Consider the following 19,541-nt stretch of genomic DNA (forward strand, 5'->3'; position numbering starts at 1 on the left):
TCATCAGGTTCAACAGGGGGCGGTCAACCGGTCGGCACGTAGGCCGGGTTGGCCGTCCCCGCCGTCTGCCGCGGCCGGACGGAGGAGAATGCGGTATGACGGATCTCCTGATCTCGGAAATCGCCGCCGCCGTACGGGCACGGGAAGTGACGGCCGTCGACGTCGTCACGGCCGCGCTCGCGCGGATCACCGCCGTGGAGCCGGAGTTGTGCGCGTTCGCGGAGGTGTGGGGCGAGACGGCGGTACGGCGGGCGCGCGAGGTCGACGAACGGGTCGCCGCGGGTGAGCGGTTGCCGCTCGCGGGCGTTCCGGTCGCGGTGAAGGGGCGGTACGGGGAGCGGGCGGCGGACGCGGTACGGCTGACCGCCGCCGGGTGTGTGCCGCTGGGCGCCACGTCCGTACCCGCGCCCGGGGCCGGAACTCCCTGGCAGACATGGGGACTCGGGGCCGGCGGACGAACGGTCAACCCATGGCGGGCGGACCGGGTGCCGGGCGGTTCGTCGGCCGGGGCCGCTGCGGCGGTGGCAGCGGGTCTGGTGCCGCTCGCCACCGGCGCCGACGGGGCCGGGTCCGTCCGTATCCCGGCCGCGTGGTGCGGGGTGTTCGGCCTCAAGTCGACGAACGGAAGCCTGCCGCATCCCGACCGGACACGGCTGAGCGCGCCGGGTGCGGTCGCCCGGCGGGCGGCGGACCTGAGGGCGTACTGGCGGTGCGTGGCGGGGGCCGGTGGGCGAGCGATGGATGTGGCGGGCGGTAAGGCCGGCATCGGCGTCGGCGACCAGAATCGCGTGCGACGGCCGCTTGTCGCCGTCTGGTCCGACTCGCTCGGTTTCGCCCGCACCGATCCCGGGCCCGCCCTCGTCGCGCACGGCGCCGCGCTGCGGCTCGACGACGCCGGGGTCGTACGGCTGCTGCCGCCGGACGATGCCCCCTTGCGCCTCGACGACCCGGGGCCGGCCTGGCTGGCGCTACGGGCGCCGGACGCGGACACGGGTGACCGCACAGGCGGCGACGCGGCGACGGCGTACCGGCTGCGCGCCGTCAACGACCGGCGGCTGGCGGAGTTGTTCAGCCGGGCCGACCTGCTCCTGACCCCCACCACCCCGAACCCGCCGCACGGCCACGAGGGCCCGGGCGACCGGTACTCGACCGCGCTCACCTGGGCGTTCAACCTCAGCGGGCACCCGGCGGCGAGCATCCCCGCGGGCTTCGGCCCGGACGGCTGCCCGGTCGGCCTCCAGGTGGTGGCCCGGCACGGCGAGGAGGAGGTGCTGCTCCGGGTCATGGCGGAGGCGGAGGAACGGGCGGGGCTGCGGGCACCCCTGGCCCGATAGTGGGGCTAGCCAGCCATCAATGCGCATGCATATACTGCATGCGCATGCATGCATTGCTCGTGCGCCCACAGTCCCCGCGCACCCGCCGTACGTCCACCGCACCGCACCGCACCGCACCGGGAGTCGATCATGAACCGCAGCTTTCTCTTCCTGCTGGGCAGCAGCCGCAGCGACGGCAACACCGAGGCGCTGGCCCGCCGGGCCGCCGAACAACTGCCCGCCGATGTCGAGCAGCGCTGGCTGAGTCTCGCCGAGCACCCGCTGCCCGACTTCGAGGACCTGCGTCACGACGCGGACCATGTCCGGCCCACCGGGAACAACGCGGCTCTTCTGCTCGACGCCACGCTCGCGGCCACGGACATCGTGATCGCCTCGCCGCTGTACTGGTACTCGGTCTCCGCCTCCGTGAAGCGCTACCTCGACCACTGGTCGGGCTGGCTGCGCACACCCGGTCTGGACTTCAAGGACACCCTCGCCGGGCGCACCCTGTGGGGCGTCACCGTCCTCGCGGCGCCGGAGCAGACGTTCGCCGACCCGCTGGTCGGCACGCTCAGCAACTCGGCCGCCTATATGGAGATGCGGTTCGGCGGGGTGCTGCTCGGCAACGGGAGCAAGCCCGGTGACGTACTGAACGACACCGACGCGCTCACCCGCGCGAAGACGTTCTTCGACTCCGGGTTCAAGCAGTGATGTCCTTCGTCGTGAACCGCGCCCAGGCCGCCGAGCCGAACACCGCCGCGTACAGGGCCTGGATGCCGAGGTTCTTCACCAGGTCGTCCCAGTAGACCGGTTCGCGCATCAGGTCGGCGAAGGACAGCCAGTAGTGGGAGAAGAAGTACGGCTGGAGTGCGCTCAGTTGGGGTATCTGGTCGAGGATCTGGACGGTGATGAGCAGCCCGACGGTCGTCGCCATCGCCGCGATGCCGCTGCTCGTCACGGTGGAGACGAACAGGCCGAGAGCCGCCACCCCCATCAGTGACGCGGCGACGACCAGTGCGATCAGCAGCGCCCGGCCGAGGCCCTCCGTGAAGCTGATGCTCGTGCCGGAGATCGTCATCAGGTCGCCGAGCGGGAAGAGGAACGCGCCGACCGTGAGCGCCGATATCGCCACCACCAGCGTCGCCACCAGGCAGAACGTCAGCGTGGTCGCGTACTTGGTGAGGAGCAGGCGAGTACGGCCGGCCGGGGCGACCAGCAGATAGCGGAGCGTGCCCGCGCTCGACTCGCCGGCGATCGCGTCACCCGCGATGACGCCGACGGCCATCGGGAGGAAGAAGGGGAGGGTCGCGGCCAGCGCCGTGAACACCAGGAACAGACCGTTGTTGCTGATCTGCGAGATGAACGCGGGGCCGCCGCCTCCGGCGGGGCCGGCCGAGGAACCGTCGTCCGTCTCGATCTTGACCGCTGTGCCGACGAGGATCGGTACCGCCGCCAGTACGCCGAGCAGTGCGAGGGTGCGCCAGCGACGGAACGTGGTGAGAAGTTCGTTGCGGAAGAGAGCGCCGAGGAAGGTCGTTCGGCGGCCAACGGTCAGTTGTGACTTGTCGCGCGGTTCCCCGCGCTCCTTGGGGGCGCTCGTCTCAACCTGCGACATCGAAGCCCTCCCCCGTCAGCGCCACGAACGCGTCCTCCAGGGACGCCCGTTCGACGCCGAAGCCCCGGACGCGGACGCCCGCGCCGACCAACGCGGCGTTCAGATCGGCGAGTTCGCGCTCGCCGTCCGGCACCTCGCCGGTCACCCGGTCCCGGTTCTCGGTCACGACCACGTCGCCGACGCCCTGTTCCTTGAGTACGCGGGCCGCGTCCGCCGCGTCGGGCGTCGTCACGACCAGCCGGCCGCGGGCCCCGGCGGCCAACTCGGACACCGGGCCCTGGGTGATCAGCCGCCCCTGTGCCATCACGGCCGCGTGCGTACAGACCTGCTCGATCTCGTCGAGAAGGTGGGAGGAGAGGAAGACGGTGGTGCCGTCCAACGCCAACTCCCTTACCAGGGAGCGGATTTCACGCATCCCCTGTGGGTCCAGCCCGTTCGTCGGCTCGTCGAGGACGAGCAGCCGACGGGGCTGGAGCAGTGCCGCGGCGAGACCGAGCCGCTGTTTCATGCCCAGCGAGTACGCCTTCGCCTTCTTGCCTGCGGCGGCCGTCAGGCCCACCCGGTCCAGCGCCGCCGCGACGCGTGTACGCCGGGTGCGCGGATCGGCGGTCGGGTCGGCGGCGTCGTACCGTGCGAGGTTGTCGCGGCCCGAGAGGAAGCCGTACAGAGCGGGCCCCTCGATGAGTGCGCCGACGTGGGGCAGGACGGCGCGGGTGGCGCGGGGCATCGGCTGCCCCAGCACCCGCGCCGTGCCCGACGTCGGCTCGATCAGGCCCATCAGCATGCGGATGGTCGTCGTCTTGCCGGAGCCGTTGGGCCCGAGGAAACCGAAGACGCTGCCCGCCGGGACGGTGAGATCGAGAGCGTCGACGGCGAGCTGTCCGCCGCGGTAGCGCTTGGTGAGGGCACGGGTGACGATGACCGCGTCGTCGTCATCCCGGTCCACCTTCTGCGGCTCCGTGGCGGACGGTTCCTCCATGGGCTCCCTCAATCGTCATGCGTGTACGACGGTTCCCCTAGGGGAGTCACTGGGCCGCGTTGGCCGCCTTGACCAGGGCGTCCTTCGTGACGGCGCCGACGTAGAGCTTGCCGTCGTCCGTCATCAGGGCGTTGATCAGGCGGGTCTTGAAGACCGTGCCCGAGCCGAAGTCGCCGGAGACCTTGTCGCCGAAGGAGTCCAGGAACCCGCCGAACGCACCGGCGTCGGGCGAACTGCCGGCCGACGGCATACCGCCGCCCTCGGTCCCCGAGTCGAACGTGGCGATGGAGTTCCAGCCCTCGCCGATGACCTTGACGCCATCGTCTCCGAGCCCGTCCGGCGTGCCCTCGTGGCCCTCAAACCCCTTGAGGTCCCCGTCGAACTTCTTGTCGAACCTCTTGTCGAGGTCCGCCCCGCCCTTGTCAACGTCGTGCGGGACCTCCGTCCCGTTCTCCTCGGTGACCTTCGTCCCCTTGGGCGGGGTGAAGTCGAAGGTCGAGGCCGCGGGCTTGCCGAAGTCGACGTCGACGAAGCCGGCGTCCACGACGGCGGCACCGCCGCTCGCCGGGGTGAGCGTGAACTTCAGGGGCGTCCCGGTCTTCGAGTCGACCGCGATGCTGATCGCCCCGACCGTGGACCCGGACGCCTTCGGCTTGATGACCAGCTTGTACGCGTCCCGGCCGGCGACCTGGGCGGTGCCGTCGACGGTCACGGACGTCGTGTCGTCGACCGCCTTCAGGGCCTCCTCGGCGAGCTGACCGGGCGTGGCCGTCGTGTCGTCGCCGGGCAGGATCCGGTCCTTGCCATCGCCCTTGCCCTTGTCCTTGCCGCTCTCGGACGCGGGGGCCGTCGCGTGGTACGCCTCGTTCGACGCGCTGTCGTACGCCCACACCTCGTCGCCGTTGTGGATCACGCTGTACTCGGCTGCCTTCTCCAGCAGCGACAGCTTCTGCTTGTCGGGGCCGTCGGCGGCGACCCGCACCGTGTGCGTGCCGGTGGCCAGCTCAAGGAGTTTGGCGCTCGGGTCGGCGGCCGACCCCGAGCCGTCGGAGCCCCCTCCGAGTCCGCCGGACAGGAGTCCGCTCTCCAGGCCGCCGAGGTCGGGGAGTCCCAGATCCACGCTGATCTTGACCGTGCCGGACAACTGCTGCACGTCCGAAGCGGCGATCTTCTCGATGAGTTCCTGTGCGCTGATCTTCGGCAGATCGGGGTCGCCGGAGCCGGCGAACGCCGGTACCAGCCCGATCGTCGCGACCGTCAGACCGATCACCACGGCCGGGGCGGCGTACCGCGCGGCCTTGCGGCGCCGGGACGGCACGTCCTCGGCCTCGATCTCGGCCTCGATCCGGTTCCCGGCCTTGGCCTCTTCGTACGGTGCCATGTGTGCCTTACCTCCGTCGTCGGCGGCGGCTGTCCGTCCCACACTTGTCCACCCTGAGCCGCCATTCTCACCCGAACCGGTGAGGAGTGGTGGTTTCCATCTCACCAAATCGGCGACGGGGAATCGTCAGACCTTGGGCTCAACTCCGTGTACTGCTACGGGATGACATGAGGAGCCACAGCTTCCCCTGACCCGTAGGGGTCACCCCCTGCTTTCAGCCCGTCCGGCGTTTGAGGACGAGGCCCGTTCAGGGCCGAAGCGGGGGTCTGGGGGCGCAGCCCCCAGGAACGGGCTGGGCGAGGGGCAACCCCTCAGCCGGCCCGATGCACCACCGCATCGCACATCTCCACCAGCGCTGCCTTCGCATCGCACTCCAGCAACGGCGCCAGCGCGGCCCGCGCGTCCTCCGCATACCGCACCGTGTCCCGCCGAGCCTGCTCCAACGCCGGATGCACCCGCAGCCGGGCCAACGCCTCCGCATGCCGGGCGTCGTCACTCAGGTCGGAGTCCAGCAGCTCGCACAACGCGGCATCCTCGGCCAGCCCCAGCCGGGCCACCCGCTCCCGCAGCCGCAGCACGGGCATCGTGGGGATGCCCTCCCGCAGATCCGTCCCCGGCGTCTTCCCCGACTCGTGGGAGTCGGACGCGATGTCCAGCACATCGTCCGCGAGCTGGAAGGCGACGCCGAGCCGCTCCCCGTACTGGGTGAGCACATCCACGACGCTGTCGTCGGCCCCGGACATCATCGCCCCGAACCGGCAGGCCACGGCCACCAGCGAACCGGTCTTCCCGCCCAGCACGTCCAGATAGTGCTCGACGGGATCCCGCCCGTCCGACGGTCCGGCCGTCTCCAGGATCTGCCCGGTCACCAGCCGCTCGAACGCCTCCGCCTGCACCCGAACGGCCTCGGGCCCGAGGTCGGCGAGGATGTGCGAGGCGCGCGCGAAGAGGAAGTCGCCGGTCAGGACCGCGACGGAGTTCCCCCAGCGCGTGTTGGCGCTGGGCACCCCGCGCCGCACCTCGGCCTCGTCCATGACGTCGTCGTGATACAGCGTCGCGAGGTGGGTCAGCTCCACCACCACCGCCGACGGCACGATCCCCGGCGCATGCCGGTCGCCGAACTGCGCCGCGAGCATCACGAGCAGTGGCCGGAACCGCTTCCCGCCGGCCCGTACGAGATGCTGCGCGGCCTCCGTGATGAAGGGGACCTCGCTCTTGGTGGCTTCGAGCAACCCTTCCTCGACAGCTGCCAATCCGGCCTGGACATCGGCTTCGAGAGCCTGGTCCCGCACGCTCAGCCCGAACGGCCCGACGACGGTCACGAGGGATCTCCTGTCTGCTGGTGTCTACTGGCGGTCACACGGTGTGTCGATAGATCGCTGCCATCACTCAAGTCAGCGTATCCGGTCACGTTTCGATCACCGCGAGCGCCCGCCCGTCCAGGCCAGGCGCTATCGGATCACGACCGGAATGTTTTTGATCAGTCCAAAGCATGGACATTTATAAACATCCCGTACCCGGCCAGTGCACGCACACGCCCATACATCGCCTCACCTCTCCCCCCTCCACCGCGACCGTCACCGAGACAACGCCGTGCGTCACACGAGAGGTTCCGCCTTCGCAACGGACACGCACACCCAAGAGGCTCCAAATCCCCCAAAACGCCTACTCGCCCCACCTGCGCCACCGCTACCCCCACCCCGTGATTCGAGTCACGTCCGCAAACAACCCCCACCACCCCCACTCCGCAAACTCCCTATTCACAAAAGGCAAGTTACCTCTGCACGCCTTTCGTCGATTGACCCTTTTATCCCCAATGTGAATCCCAAATGGGCAAGTCCTGCATTTCTGCCCCTTGTTCCACCCGTGTGCTCTCGCATACGTTTCGCGCCACACCGGGCGGACCGCCGAATCCTGCCACCGCCCGCAGAGCAGACAACACACCCACCCACACGTGACTCACGCAGGCAGGAGCGGGGGACCCAGGCAAGCCGCCGGTCCGGACATCCACGCCGGAGCGGCTAGGGGTGAAGCCGTGCGCCGCCAACGCGCCCGGCCGGGCATCTCCCGCCCGAACCCGACAGCTCACCTCGCAGGCGCCGGAGAGGACTCACCATGCCCGTACGACGTCGGCACCACCGCGCGAGAACCCCCCGCCACCCGCTCGCGCTCACCCGCACACTCGCCATCGCCGGGACGGCCGCCGCAGCCCTGGTCATCCCCTTCCTGACCGCGACCACGGCATCGGCTGCACCGTCGGTCACGTCATCGACGACGACGTACTACGCGAACAACCTGGACGGCTGGATCCGCGAATCGCTCGACATCATGGCGCAGAACGGAATCCCCGGAACGTACGACGGCATCTACCGCAACATCATCCGCGAGTCGTCGGGCAACCCGTACGCCATCAACAACTGGGACTCGAACGCGGCAGCCGGCACCCCCTCCAAGGGGCTCCTCCAGGTCATCGACCCGACCTTCGCCGCCTACCACGTCGTCGGCACCTCGTACGACCCCTACGACCCGATCGCGAACATCACCGCGGCCTGCAACTACGCGGCGGCGCGCTACGGATCGATAGACAACGTGTTCGGGGCCTACTAGCCGGACCGGGTCGGTAGGCAGCCCGGTCGGCCGGGCCGGCCCAGACCTACCGGGCAGACCCGGCCGACCCGGCCGGGTCTCCTATCGGCCCGCGCCGCCCCCGAACAAGCGCTCCAGCACCACCGCGATCCCGTCGTCCTCGTTCGAGAGGGTGACCTCGTCCGCCACTGCCCTGAGCTCGGGATGGGCGTTGGCCATGGCGACCCCGTGGGCCGCCCAGTCGAACATCGGGATGTCGTTGGGCATGTCACCGAAGGCGATGGTGGCGGCCGAGGTCAGCCCGAGATACTCGGCCGCCAGCGCGAGCCCCGTCGCCTTGGTGATGCCGCATGGCTGGAGTTCGACGGTGCCCGGCCCCGACATGGTGACCGTCGCGAGGGAACCGACCGCTCCACGCGCCGCAGACGCCAACTCGTCGTCGGACAGGGACGGGTGGCGCAGCAGCACCTTGCTGATGGGCGCGGCCCACAGATCGTCCCGGTGCGGCACCCGTACGGCGGGCAGCGTCGGGTGCGGCATCAGGTACCCGGGTTCGATGAGCGTGAGCCCGTCGACGCCGTCCTGGTCGACGGCGGCGTACACCTGACCGACCTCGGCCTCGATCTTGCCGAGCGCGGTCTCCGCCAGCTCCTGGTCCAGGGTCACCGACCACAGCAGACGGTCGGCACCGGCGTCGTACAACTGCGCCCCCTGCCCGCACACCGCGAGCCCTCCGGCACCGAGGTCGTCGAGCAGCGGCCGGACTCTCGGAGCCGGCCGTCCCGTCACGACCAGATGCCGGGCACCTGCGGCCGTGGCACGCGCCAGCGCGGCCCGCGACCGGTCGGAGAGCGTGTCGTCGGCACGCAGGAGCGTTCCGTCCAGGTCCGTGGCGATCAGTGCGTATGAGGTGGGAGCGGCCATGATCCAGAGAATACGGACCGTTCGACCCATCGGTCTCCGTCCGAACCGGACGACGTTCGTTCTCCCTCCGGCAACAGCCCCCGTGTCTGCGCCAGTTCCTGCCACAGGCACTGGCGCGGGCACTGGCGCAGACAGGCACGAGCAGCCCGACGACGCGGTACGGCGAAGCCCTGGTTCACAAGATCGAGCGAGGCACGCGTTGACCGGGCGAACCAGAACCCGAGCCCTGTCTCTGCCCCACCCGCGCCCTACGCGTGCGCCGCCAGATGCCCCGCCAGCCTCGGTGACGCGAACTCCGTACCGCACACGAACCGCATCACCGGTCCGTACGAAGCGGCCGCCGGCAATCCCGTGAAGTACAACCCGGGTACGGAGGACTCATACCCGGTACCGAGCCTCGGCGTCCCCCGGCTCACCGCCAGCTCCGTCCGCAGCTCGTGCCCGAGGAAGTCCATCGCGGCTATGTCGACGTGGTAGCCGGTCGCGGCTATGACATGGTCGGCCGACAACTCCCGCGTCCGGCCGCCGAGTTCCCGCACGGTCAGCACCGGCCGGCCGCCTGCGAATCCCACCCCGCTCCCCGAACCGTTCGCCTCCACCGCACCGTTGGTGCCCTTCTCCCTCTGCGCCTCGGCCGCCCGCGGAGCCGCCGCGCCCTCCGCAGCCCCCGCAACGCCCGCCCGGACTATCCGCGCGACCTCGCTCACCTGCACTTTTCCTTCGAACCGGTCGCGCAGCCACCATGCCCCGAGCGGTCCGAGGACCCGGCGTACCAGGTAGTGGCGGGCCTGGGCCGGGAGGTAGCGGTAGGGGTGCGGATAGTAGGTGAGCGCCCAGAGCGACCACGCGTTGCCGAACGGTGACTCGGGCCGCAGTCTGGGCTGCTGCCACGGGGGCGCGCCGAAGGCCACGCGGCCGGTCCCCCGCGACACCACCCTTACCTGCGCTCCCGCCTCCACCGCCAGCGCCGCCGTCTCCAGCGCGGACTGGCCCGCGCCTACGACGATCAGCTCCCTGCCCGCGAACCGGCTCAGGTCGTGGTGCTGCGAACTGTGGGACACCGGTCCTGTGGGCGAGGGCCCGTCCGGCACGGCGCTCGCCAGTTCCGGGGGCAGATGCGCGAACCCCGACAGCCCTGTCGCCACGACGACCGCCCGCGCGGTGAACAACTCGCCCGAGTCCAGCTTGAGTTCGAAGCCACCACCGCTGCCGGCGCCCTTGTGCCGCCGGTCCACGGACACCACCCGCACCCGCTCCAGCTCGGGCACCAGCCGCTGCTGGAACCACTCGCCGTACGCGATGAAGGTCTCCACCGGGACGATGTCCTCGTCAGTGACCAGCCGGCGCACCCCCACCGCGTCGCAGTAGTCCGCCAGGGTGTGACCACGCTGCGGGGCATCGATGCTGGATGCCGCCGGCGTCGACTTCAGGAGCATCCCGGCGGGCATGTGGTCCCGCCAGCTCACCATGGGCTCGCCGAACACTCGCACCGGAATGCCCCGCGCCCGCAGATGCGCGGCGGTGGACAGACCGAACGGTCCCGCGCCGATAACCGCTACCGGATGATTCACGAAGTCCCTCCCCAGGACGCTGCTTAGCCACTTCGTGTTGCTCTGTTGCTCTGTTCCCCTGTTGCACTGCTGCTCTGCCGCTATCGCCCAACCGCCCACCCCTGCTGTCAGCCACCGCCGTTGCCACGACGGCTGGTCCGCCACAGCTGATACAGATGCTTCGCGCCCGGCCGCACGAAGCGGGCGAGCATCGTGAGGAACGGCAGCGGATCGTCACCCGCGAGCCAGGCCAGTTCCGTCCCGCTCGCCCGGGTCGGCGCGTGCGGCGTCGTGTAGCCGCTGCGCCGGTAGGCCAGGAGGGCGGGCAGATCGATGTTCTCCACGATGTACCGGTGCCCGGCGCGCTGTTCCCCCTCCGGAACGGTGCGGCCGGTCAGATCGAGATGCATGGCCCGGACGACGTCCACCCCGGCCTCGCTCTCGAAGAGCCGGAACTGGGCGCCCATCCGCGGGTTGAAGTCGAGGAGCTTGTACTGTCCGTCGCGCCGGTCGAAGCGCAGGTCGAGGTCGATGATTCCGGTGAAGCCGATCTGCTTGATAAAACGCGCGGCGAGGTCCGCGAGTTCCGGATTGTCGACGACGTACGCATTTGCTGTCATTCCTGCGTGTGGCGGCCATGAACGGACCTTCACGCCCGTGAACAGCGCGCGCGGGTTCGAGTCCGCGTCGAAGTAGGCGTGCACGATCCAGTCCTCGGCCTCCTCCCGGGGCAGGTACTCCTGAAGGATCACGCCGGGACGCTCACCCCAGTCGCGCGCCAGGGACAACAGTGCTTCCCGACTCGCGATGCGCGTAGTGCCGCTGACGGCGGGCCGGGCGCGCCGCACGAACGCCTCCCGGTTCTTGGCCACCACCGGGAACCGTGCCGTCCGCGCGAACCGCTCGATGTCGTCGTACGACTGCGGGAAGGAGGCGGCCGGAGTCGGTATGCCGTGCTCCACGCACAACTCGTGCAGCCCCTGCTTGCTGGCGAGCCGGCGCGGCAGTCCCGCTTCCACACGCGGGAAGAGAAACGCGTCGCCCAGTTCCTTCTGCCGCTCGGCGATCAGTACGGCCGCCTCCTCGTCCGTGGGAACGAGGACGACGGGACGCCCGATCCGCTTCCCGATCCGCAGCAACCCCTCGACGAGCCGGTCCGGTTCCTCGGTCCCGGTGGTCGGCCAGACGAACGCGCGCCGCAGATAGCGCGACGAGGCCGCAGGCGTGTAAGGGTCCTCGGTGATCGCGTACATCGGAACGCCCAGCCGCCCCAGGCTGCGGATGGCCCCGACACCTCCGTGGTGCAGCGGATAGTCACCGAACTTCACGATCAGCGCCGGCACGGCATGGTCGGCCGAAAACGGCACACTGCTGTTCCTGGCCACGGGTCCCCCCACGTGTCCCCCCTACGGACCGGCCCCACCCCGTCCATGTCCCCCAAAGGACGCTAAGCCGGAATCACCCACTCCGGACAAGACCTATCCGGACATTACGAACTCTTTAGGCACTGGGAACACTGCCCTGAGCCCACAACTCACCCGTAACCTGTGGCGCGACCACATGGCCACACGAGAGCGAGGCAGCACCCCATGCCCCCCTTCGATGTCCCCGAGGGCGACCCCTTCGGCCCGCACAACCTCCCCTACGGTGTGTTCTCCCCGGCCGGCTCCACGGACCGCCGGGTCGGAGTCCGTCTCGGCGACCATGTCCTGGACGCGGGCGCCGCGGCCGTCGCCCTCGGCTCCCCCTACGTCTCCGTACTGGCCCGCCCCACCCTCAACCCCCTTCTCGCCGCGGGCCGCACGACCTGGTCCGACATCCGCCGCGCCCTCACGGCCTGGGTCACCGTCCCGTCCCACCAGGACACCGTCGCCCCGCTCCTGCACCCTCTCTCCTCGGTGACGCTGCACCTTCCCTTCGAGGTCGCGGACTACGTCGACTTCTACGCCTCCGAGAACCACGCCCGGAACGTCGGCCAGATCTTCCGCCCCGACGCCGCGGACTCCCTGACCCCCAACTGGAAGCACCTGCCCATCGGTTACCACGGCCGCTCGGGCACGGTCGTGGTCTCCGGCACGGAGGTCGTACGCCCGTCGGGTCAGCGCAAGGCCCCCACCGACCCGGCCCCGCTCTTCGGCCCGTCGGTCCGTCTGGACATCGAGGCGGAGGTCGGCTTCGTCGTCGGCACGCCGTCGTCCATGGGCAGCCCTGTGGCCCTGTCCGCCTTCCGGGACCACGTTTTCGGCCTCTGCCTACTGAACGACTGGTCCGCCCGCGACATCCAGGCCTGGGAGTACGTCCCGCTGGGCCCGTTCCTCGGCAAGTCCTTCGCCACGTCCGTCTCGGCGTGGATCACGCCGCTGGACGCTCTGGAGGATGCCCGGATCGCCCCGCCTGCCCGTACCCACCCGCTGCTTCCCTACCTCGACGACGCCGAAGAGGAGCCGGGCGGCTACGACCTACGTATCTCCGTCGCCGTGAACGGCCACACCATCTCCGAGCCCCCCTTCTCCACCATGTACTGGACGGCCGCACAGCAACTCGCCCATATGACCGTCAACGGTGCCTCTCTGCGCACCGGCGACCTCTACGGCTCGGGCACGGTCAGCGGCCCCACCGAACGAGAACGCGGTTCCCTCCTCGAACTCACCTGGAACGGCACCGCCCCCCTCGACCTCCCCACCGGCAAGCGCACCTTCCTGGAGGACGACGACGAGGTCACCCTCACCGCCTGGGCCCCGGGTCCGAACGGCACCCGCGTAGGCCTGGGCGAGGTGACGGGCAGAATCACTCCGCCGAGCTGAGCGCAGCGCCGGGAACAGCGCGCGGGGCAGGCGATCCGGCGCCGGGGAAGAGAACCGGACTCGCCCCCAGCCCCGCCCCGCGCCCTCCCCCGAAATCGAGTCCAGCCCCTACATCCAGTCCTCCGGCTCGGGCTCCATCTCCATCTCGGGCCAGTCGTCCGGCTCCGTCCGGTCCGGCTGCGGCCCTGATTTCGCGACTGCGGTGTCACCGCCAGGGGAGCCTGGCGCGGTCCCCGCTCCGGACACCGGCGCCCCGCCCAGCGCGGCGAGCGCCTTCAGCACGCCCTCCCCGTACGTGGCGAGCTTCTTCTCGCCCACCCCGCTGATTCCGCCCAGCTCGGCGACCGACTCGGGCCAGACACTGACGATCTCCCTGAGTGTGGCGTCATGGAAGATGACGTACGCCGGAACCCCCTGCTCACGAGCCTGTTCGCCGCGCCAGGTCCGAAGTGCCTCGAACGCCGGCTGCAGCTCCGTGGGCAACTCGGCCGCCGCTGCCGCCGCTTTGGCCTTCCGCTCGCCCCGGCCGCCGCCTCCGGACGACTTCGCGGTCGCCGCCTTCTTCGGTTCCTTCCGCATCGGCACGTCCCGCTCGCGCCGCAGCACTGACCCGCTCTCCTCAGTCAGCACCAGCGTCCCGTACTCCCCCTCGACCGCGAGGAGTCCCTGCGCCAGCATCTGCCGTACGACCCCGCGCCATTCGCCCTCGGTCAGCTCCTCGCCGATGCCGAACACGGAGAGCTGGTCGTGGTCGAACTGGATCACCTTCGCGGTCCGCCGGCCCAGCAGAATGTCCACGATCTGCACCGCGCCGAACTTCTGCCGCCGCTCACGCTCCAGCCGCCACACCGTCGACAGCACCTTCTGCGCGGCGACCGTGCCGTCCCAGGTGTCCGGCGGCACCAGGCACGTGTCGCAGTTGCCGCAACCGCCCGGCTCCGGGTCCTGCCCGAAGTAGGCGAGCAGCTGACTGCGTCGGCACTGCACCGTCTCGCACAGCGCCAGCATCGCGTCCAGGTGCGCGGCGGACCGACGCCGGTGCGCCTCGTCGCCCTCACTGCCCTGGATCATCTTGCGCTGCTGTATGACGTCGTTCAGTCCGTACGCCATCCAGGCCGTGGACGGCAGTCCGTCGCGCCCCGCACGGCCCGTCTCCTGGTAGTAGCCCTCGACCGACTTGGGCAGGTCGTAGTGGGCGACGAACCGGACGTCGGGTTTGTCGATGCCCATCCCGAAGGCGATGGTCGCCACGACGACGAGGCCGTCCTCCCGCAGGAAGCGCGACTGGTGCGCCGCACGCGTGCCCGCGTCCAGCCCCGCGTGGTACGGCACCGCCTGCACGCCGTTGGCCGACAGGAACTCGGCCGTGCGCTCCACGGAGTTGCGCGACAGGCAGTAGACGATGCCGGCGTCGCCCGCGTGCTCCTCCTTCAGGAAGGACAGCAGTTGCTTCTTGGGGTCGGCCTTGGGGACGATCCGGTACTGGATGTTGGGCCGGTCGAAGCTAGCCACGAAGTGGCGGGCGTCCGGCATGCCCAGCCGCTGGGTGATCTCCTGGTGCGTCGCGTGCGTGGCCGTCGCCGTGAGCGCGATCCGCGGGACGTCCGGCCAGCGCTCGCCCAGCAGCGACAGCGCCAGATAGTCGGGCCGGAAGTCGTGTCCCCACTGCGAGACGCAGTGCGCCTCGTCGATGGCGAAAACAGCGATCTTCCCGCGCGAGAGCAGGTCCAGGGACGACTCCAGCCGCAGCCGCTCCGGAGCCAGGTACAGGAGGTCCAGCTCACCGGCCAGGAACTCGGCCTCCACCACCCGGCGCTCGTCGAAGTCCTGTGTGGAGTTCATGAACCCGGCCCGCACGCCGAGCGCCCGCAGGGCGTCCACCTGGTCCTGCATCAGCGCGATGAGCGGTGAGACGACGATCCCCGTACCCGGTCTGACCAGGGACGGAATCTGGTAGCAGAGCGACTTGCCGCCGCCGGTCGGCATGAGGACGACGGCGTCGCCGCCCGCCACCACATGCTCGATGACGGCCGCCTGCTCGCCGCGGAAGGAGTCGTACCCGAAGACCCGGTGCAGCGTGGCCAGTGCCTCGCTGCCCTCCGCCCCGACCGCTCCCGGACCCTCGCCGGCTTCCGTCATCACACCTGACCCGCCCATCACGCTCATCGCGCTCATCGTCGTGTCCCCCGTACGTCGCGCCTCGACCACTGCGTCCACCATAGGGGCCCGTACCGACAGCCCCGGAGTTATCCACAGGCCGCCCCGCCACACCTCCGTCCCGGTGGCACCGGGCCGCTCACCCGGACCGGGGTGTTCAGCCCAATGGGCCCTTCGTGTGGCGCCCCCCAAAACCCCGGGACATGCTGCTCGGGCGGGACGAGGGGAGGCCCGCCCAACGGACCGGCGCCCCGCGCGCCTCTTGGACCGGCGCCCTTCCACGCGCCTCTCCCGCTCTAGGAGTCACCATGCGCTGCCGCCAGCTCAAGGTCGCCGTCGCCCTCGCCACGGCCGCCGCATCCCTCTCCCTGGCCGTCGCCCCCGCGCACTCCGCGCCGGGCGACCCCGTCGACCCCACGGTCTGGACCCAGCTGGCCAAGACGCTCGAAAGCACGGCGAAGTACCAGTACGCCCCGTTCGCCGTCACGGCCGGCTACAAGCCCGCCTTCTGCTCGACCCACCCCACGCTCGGCGGGATGGGCTTCCACTACATCGACAAGAACCTCTACGGTTCACTCGATCCGGCGAAGCCGGCCGCACTGCTGTACGAGGACAGGGCCGACGAGGACTGGATGGACGAGGTGTCCGACGCGAGCTGGGTCGACGACCTCGACGCGCTGGACGGGGGCGCTCCCGCTGTCGTCACCCCGAGCGCCTCCGCCGAGTCGCGCAGGCTCGTCGCCGCGGAGTGGATCGTGGTGGACAAGGACCAGAACCTGGCAACCGACGACGACCGTCCCAGCATGTTCGGTGTCCCCTTCGACGGTCCGATGCTCGGCCACGAGCCGGGCATGCCGATCCACTACGACCTGCACGCCTGGGTCTGGAAGAAGAACCCCAACGGCATGCTCGCCCGCTGGAACCCCACGGTGACGTGCCCGACTCCGTGAAACGCGTTGGGCCCCGGTCCACAAGGAGACCGGGGCCCAACGCGATCCGTGAAACCTACTGATCAGCGCACGAAGACGCCCGCCTGGTTCGCCAGGTCGAGGAAGTACTGCGGCGCCACACCCAGCACGACGGTGACCGCCACCCCCACCCCGATCGCCGTCATGGTCAGCGGCGACGGCACGGCGACGGTCGGTCCGTCGGGCCGGGGCTCGCTGAAGAACATCAGCACGATGACCCGGATGTAGAAGAACGCGGCGATCGCCGACGAGATCACACCGACCACCACCAGTGCCCCCGCGCCGCCCTCGGCCGCCGCCTTGAACACGGCGAACTTCCCGGCGAAACCTGAGGTCAGCGGAATGCCGGCGAAGGCCAGCAGGAACACCGCGAAGACAGCGGCCACCAGCGGCGACCGGCGCCCCAGCCCCGCCCACTTGGACAGGTGGGTCGCCTCGCCCCCGGCATCCCGCACCAGGGTGACCACGGCGAACGCCCCGATCGTCACGAACGAGTACGCGCCCAGATAGAACAGGACGGACGAGACCCCGTCCGGTGTCATGGCGATGACACCCGCGAGGATGAATCCGGCGTGCGCGATGGACGAGTACGCCAGCAGCCGCTTGATGTCGGTCTGGGTGATCGCGACGACCGCGCCGCCCAGCATGGTGACGACCGCGACGCCCATCATGACCGGCCGCCAGTCCCAGCGCAGGCCCGGCAGCACGACGTAGAGCAGCCGCAGCAGCGCGCCGAACGCCGCCACCTTCGTCGCCGCCGCCATGAAGCCCGTCACCGGGGTGGGCGCGCCCTGGTACACGTCGGGCGTCCACATGTGGAACGGCACGGCGCCGACCTTGAAGAGCAGACCCATGACGATCATCGCGGCGCCGATGAGCAGCAGCACGTCGTTGCCCATGGTGTCGGCGAGTGCCGGGTTGACGTTCTTGATGGTGCCGTCGACGACCTGGGCGATCGTCCCGTACGACACCGAGCCCGCGTAGCCGTACAGCAGGGCGATGCCGAACAGGGTGAACGCGGAGGCGAAGGCGCCGAGCAGGAAGTACTTGACCGCGGCCTCCTGCGACATGAGCCGCTTGCGGCGGGCCAGGGCGCACAGCAGGTACAGCGGGAGCGAGAAGACTTCCAGGGCCACGAACAGGGTCAGCAGGTCGTTGGCCGAGGGGAAGATCAGCATGCCGCCGACCGCGAAGAGCAGCAGCGGGAACACCTCGGTGGTGGTGAACCCGGCCTTCACCGCGGCCTGTTCGCTGTCACTGCCCGGCACGGACGCCGCCTGCGCGGCGAACGAGTCGACACGGTTGCCGTGGGCCTCGGGGTCGAGGCGCCGTTCGGCGAAGGTGAACAGTCCGACCAGGCCCGCGAGCAGGATCGTGCCCTGGAGGAACAGTGCGGGCCCGTCGACGGCGATCGCGCCCATGGCCGCGATTCCGGCCTTGGTGGTGCCGTATCCGCTCGTCGCGAGCCCCACGACTGCGGCGAACGCGGCGGTGAGGGCGACGACGGACACGAACAGCTGTACGTAGTAGCGGGATTTGCGGGGCACGAAGGCCTCGACCAGGATCCCGACGATCGCCGCACCGATGACGATGAGGGTGGGCGACAATTGCCCGTATTCGATCTTCGGCGCGTCGATCTTGGAAATCGGATCGGCCGCCGTTGTCCACAGGCTGTGGACGGCTGCTGCGCTCACTTGGCCGCCTCCACCTCGGGCTGGGGGTCCTTCTTCTGGACGTCGGACATGGTCTGCTTGACCGCCGGGTTGACGATGTCCGTCAAGGGCTTCGGATAGACGCCCAGGAAGATCAGCAGCACGATCAGGGGTGTCACCACCACGAGTTCACGCAGCCTGAGGTCCGGCATCTCGGCGACCTCCGCCTTCACCGGGCCCGTCATCGTCCTCTGGTAGAGGACGAGGGTGTAGAGCGCCGCGAGGACGATGCCGAAGGTGGCGATGATGCCGACCACCGGGTAGCGCGCGAACGTGCCCACCAGGACCAGGAACTCGCTCACGAAGGGCGCGAGACCAGGGAGCGACAGCGTCGCGAGCCCACCGATCAGGAACGTGCCGGCGAGCACCGGGGCGACCTTCTGGACGCCTCCGTAGTCGGCGATGAGCCGCGAGCCGCGCCGCGAGATCAGGAAGCCGGCCACCAGCATCAGCGCGGCCGTCGAGATCCCGTGGTTGACCATGTACAGCGTCGCGCCCGACTGGCCCTGGCTGGTCATCGCGAAGATGCCCAGGATGATGAACCCGAAGTGCGAGATCGACGCGTACGCGACCAGCCGCTTGATGTCGCGTTGCCCGACCGCGAGCAGCGCCCCGTAGATGATGCTGATCAGCGCCAGTACGAGGATGACGGGCGTCGCCCACTTCGACGCCTCCGGGAACAGCTGGAGGCAGAAGCGGAGCATCGCGAAGGTGCCCACCTTGTCGACGACCGCCGTGATCAGTACGGCGACCGGAGTGGTGGCCTCCCCCATGGCGTTGGGCAGCCAGGTGTGCAGCGGCCACAGGGGCGCCTTCACCGCGAAGGCGAAGAAGAAGCCCAGGAACAGCCAGCGTTCGGTGTTCGTCGCCATGTCCAGCGAGCCGTTGGCCCGCGCGGCGGCGATCTCCGTGAGCGAGAAGTTCCCGGCGACCACGTAGAGGCCGATCACGGCCGCCAGCATGATCAGGCCGCCGACGAGGTTGTAGAGGAGGAACTTCACCGCCGCGTACGAGCGTTGGGTGGACGCCGTTTCCTCGCCGTGCTCGTGGGCCCGGTCGCCGAAGCCGCCGATGAGGAAGTACATCGGGATGAGCATGGCTTCGAAGAAGATGTAGAAGAGGAAGACGTCGGTGGCCTCGAAGGAGATGATCACCATCGCCTCGACGGCCAGGATCAGCGCGAAGAAGCCCTGGGTGGGCCGCCAGCGCGTGTTTCCTGTCTCCTGGGGGTCGGCGTCGTGCCAGCCGGCCAGGATCACGAACGGGATCAGCAGCGCGGTCAGCGCGATGAGCGCCACGGCGATGCCGTCCACGCCCAGCTCGTACCGCACCCCGAAGTCCTTGATCCAGGCGCGGGATTCGGTGAGCTGGTAGCGGTCGCCGCCCGGGTCGAAGCGCACCAGGACGACCGCCGCGAGCACCAGCGTGGCGAGCGAGACGATCAGCGCCAGCCACTTGGCGGCGGTGCGCCGGGCAGCCGGTACGGCCGCCGTGGCGATCGCCCCGAGGGCCGGGAGCGCCGCCGTCGCTGTCAGGAGGGGAAAGGACATCG

The 19,541-nt window shown here is 69.9% G+C and carries 15 protein-coding genes; 5 read left to right on the top strand and 10 right to left on the bottom strand.

The features are described from left to right. Positions 1-95 precede the first annotated feature (95 nt). Complete coding sequence (locus OHN74_RS16715) at positions 96-1,334, top strand: amidase (protein ID WP_327695328.1); 1,239 nt, start codon at positions 96-98, stop codon at positions 1,332-1,334. A 129-nt stretch (positions 1,335-1,463) separates the two neighbouring features. Further along, positions 1,464-2,024, top strand: a complete 561-nt coding sequence (locus OHN74_RS16720) for a flavodoxin family protein (RefSeq protein WP_327695329.1) — start codon at positions 1,464-1,466, stop codon at positions 2,022-2,024. Here OHN74_RS16720 and OHN74_RS16725 read toward each other — a convergent pair. The 4 genes from OHN74_RS16725 to OHN74_RS16740 all read right to left on the bottom strand — a co-directional run bounded on the left by OHN74_RS16725 (position 2,014) and on the right by OHN74_RS16740 (position 6,610). Then, positions 2,014-2,928, bottom strand: a complete 915-nt coding sequence (locus tag OHN74_RS16725; protein ID WP_327695330.1) for an ABC transporter permease — start codon at positions 2,926-2,928, stop codon at positions 2,014-2,016. The genes OHN74_RS16720 and OHN74_RS16725 overlap by 11 nt on opposite strands. Next, positions 2,915-3,907, bottom strand: coding sequence for an ABC transporter ATP-binding protein (locus tag OHN74_RS16730; protein ID WP_327695331.1), 993 nt, complete (start codon positions 3,905-3,907; stop codon positions 2,915-2,917). The genes OHN74_RS16725 and OHN74_RS16730 overlap by 14 nt, the downstream gene beginning before the upstream one ends. A gap of 46 nt (positions 3,908-3,953) precedes the next feature. Then, positions 3,954-5,288 carry a LolA family protein gene (locus tag OHN74_RS16735; RefSeq protein ID WP_327695332.1) on the bottom strand — a complete coding sequence of 445 codons (1,335 nt, stop codon included), beginning with the start codon at positions 5,286-5,288 and terminating at the stop codon, positions 3,954-3,956. A 311-nt stretch (positions 5,289-5,599) separates the two neighbouring features. After that, a complete protein-coding gene (locus OHN74_RS16740) occupies positions 5,600-6,610 on the bottom strand; it encodes a polyprenyl synthetase family protein (RefSeq protein ID WP_327695333.1) in 1,011 nt (336 codons plus the stop codon). Between the two features lie 793 nt (positions 6,611-7,403). Here OHN74_RS16740 and OHN74_RS16745 point away from each other — a divergent pair. Continuing rightward, the gene (locus OHN74_RS16745) at positions 7,404-7,895 is read left to right on the top strand and encodes a transglycosylase SLT domain-containing protein (RefSeq protein WP_327695334.1); all 492 of its coding nucleotides are present in this window, start codon (positions 7,404-7,406) and stop codon (positions 7,893-7,895) included. A gap of 81 nt (positions 7,896-7,976) precedes the next feature. Here the strand turns inward: OHN74_RS16745 and OHN74_RS16750 are convergent, their stop codons facing one another. From OHN74_RS16750 to OHN74_RS16760, 3 genes are all read right to left on the bottom strand, one after another. Continuing rightward, complete coding sequence (locus OHN74_RS16750) at positions 7,977-8,798, bottom strand: HAD family hydrolase (RefSeq protein WP_327695335.1); 822 nt, start codon at positions 8,796-8,798, stop codon at positions 7,977-7,979. A 248-nt stretch (positions 8,799-9,046) separates the two neighbouring features. After that, the gene (locus tag OHN74_RS16755; RefSeq protein WP_327695336.1) at positions 9,047-10,369 is read right to left on the bottom strand and encodes an NAD(P)-binding domain-containing protein; all 1,323 of its coding nucleotides are present in this window, start codon (positions 10,367-10,369) and stop codon (positions 9,047-9,049) included. A 107-nt stretch (positions 10,370-10,476) separates the two neighbouring features. Beyond that, positions 10,477-11,715 (bottom strand): carboxylate--amine ligase, encoded by a 1,239-nt coding sequence (locus tag OHN74_RS16760; RefSeq protein WP_327695337.1) that lies wholly within the window; start codon positions 11,713-11,715, stop codon positions 10,477-10,479. Between the two features lie 222 nt (positions 11,716-11,937). Here OHN74_RS16760 and fahA point away from each other — a divergent pair, with 222 nt between their 5' ends. Then, on the top strand, positions 11,938-13,152 hold the full coding sequence (fahA, locus tag OHN74_RS16765; protein ID WP_327695338.1) for a fumarylacetoacetase: 1,215 nt from the start codon (positions 11,938-11,940) through the stop codon (positions 13,150-13,152). A 108-nt stretch (positions 13,153-13,260) separates the two neighbouring features. Here the strand turns inward: fahA and recQ are convergent, their stop codons facing one another. Beyond that, positions 13,261-15,309 (bottom strand): DNA helicase RecQ, encoded by a 2,049-nt coding sequence (recQ, locus tag OHN74_RS16770; protein WP_327700156.1) that lies wholly within the window; start codon positions 15,307-15,309, stop codon positions 13,261-13,263. Between the two features lie 308 nt (positions 15,310-15,617). Here recQ and OHN74_RS16775 point away from each other — a divergent pair, with 308 nt between their 5' ends. Beyond that, entirely contained in the window at positions 15,618-16,259 is a 642-nt protein-coding gene (locus OHN74_RS16775) for a hypothetical protein (RefSeq protein ID WP_327695339.1), read from the top strand. Positions 16,260-16,321: 62 nt separating this feature from the next. On the opposite strand, the gene nuoN is transcribed toward OHN74_RS16775, so the two are convergent. Both nuoN and OHN74_RS16785 read right to left on the bottom strand, forming a co-directional pair. Further along, complete coding sequence (gene nuoN, locus OHN74_RS16780; protein ID WP_327695340.1) at positions 16,322-17,971, bottom strand: NADH-quinone oxidoreductase subunit NuoN; 1,650 nt, start codon at positions 17,969-17,971, stop codon at positions 16,322-16,324. Continuing rightward, complete coding sequence (locus OHN74_RS16785) at positions 17,968-19,539, bottom strand: NADH-quinone oxidoreductase subunit M (RefSeq protein WP_327695341.1); 1,572 nt, start codon at positions 19,537-19,539, stop codon at positions 17,968-17,970. The genes nuoN and OHN74_RS16785 overlap by 4 nt, the downstream gene beginning before the upstream one ends. Positions 19,540-19,541: the final 2 nt, after the last annotated feature.

Origin of the sequence: Streptomyces sp. NBC_00459 (assembly GCF_036013955.1) — a bacterium.
In the GTDB taxonomy this organism is placed as follows: Bacteria; Actinomycetota; Actinomycetes; order Streptomycetales; family Streptomycetaceae; genus Streptomyces.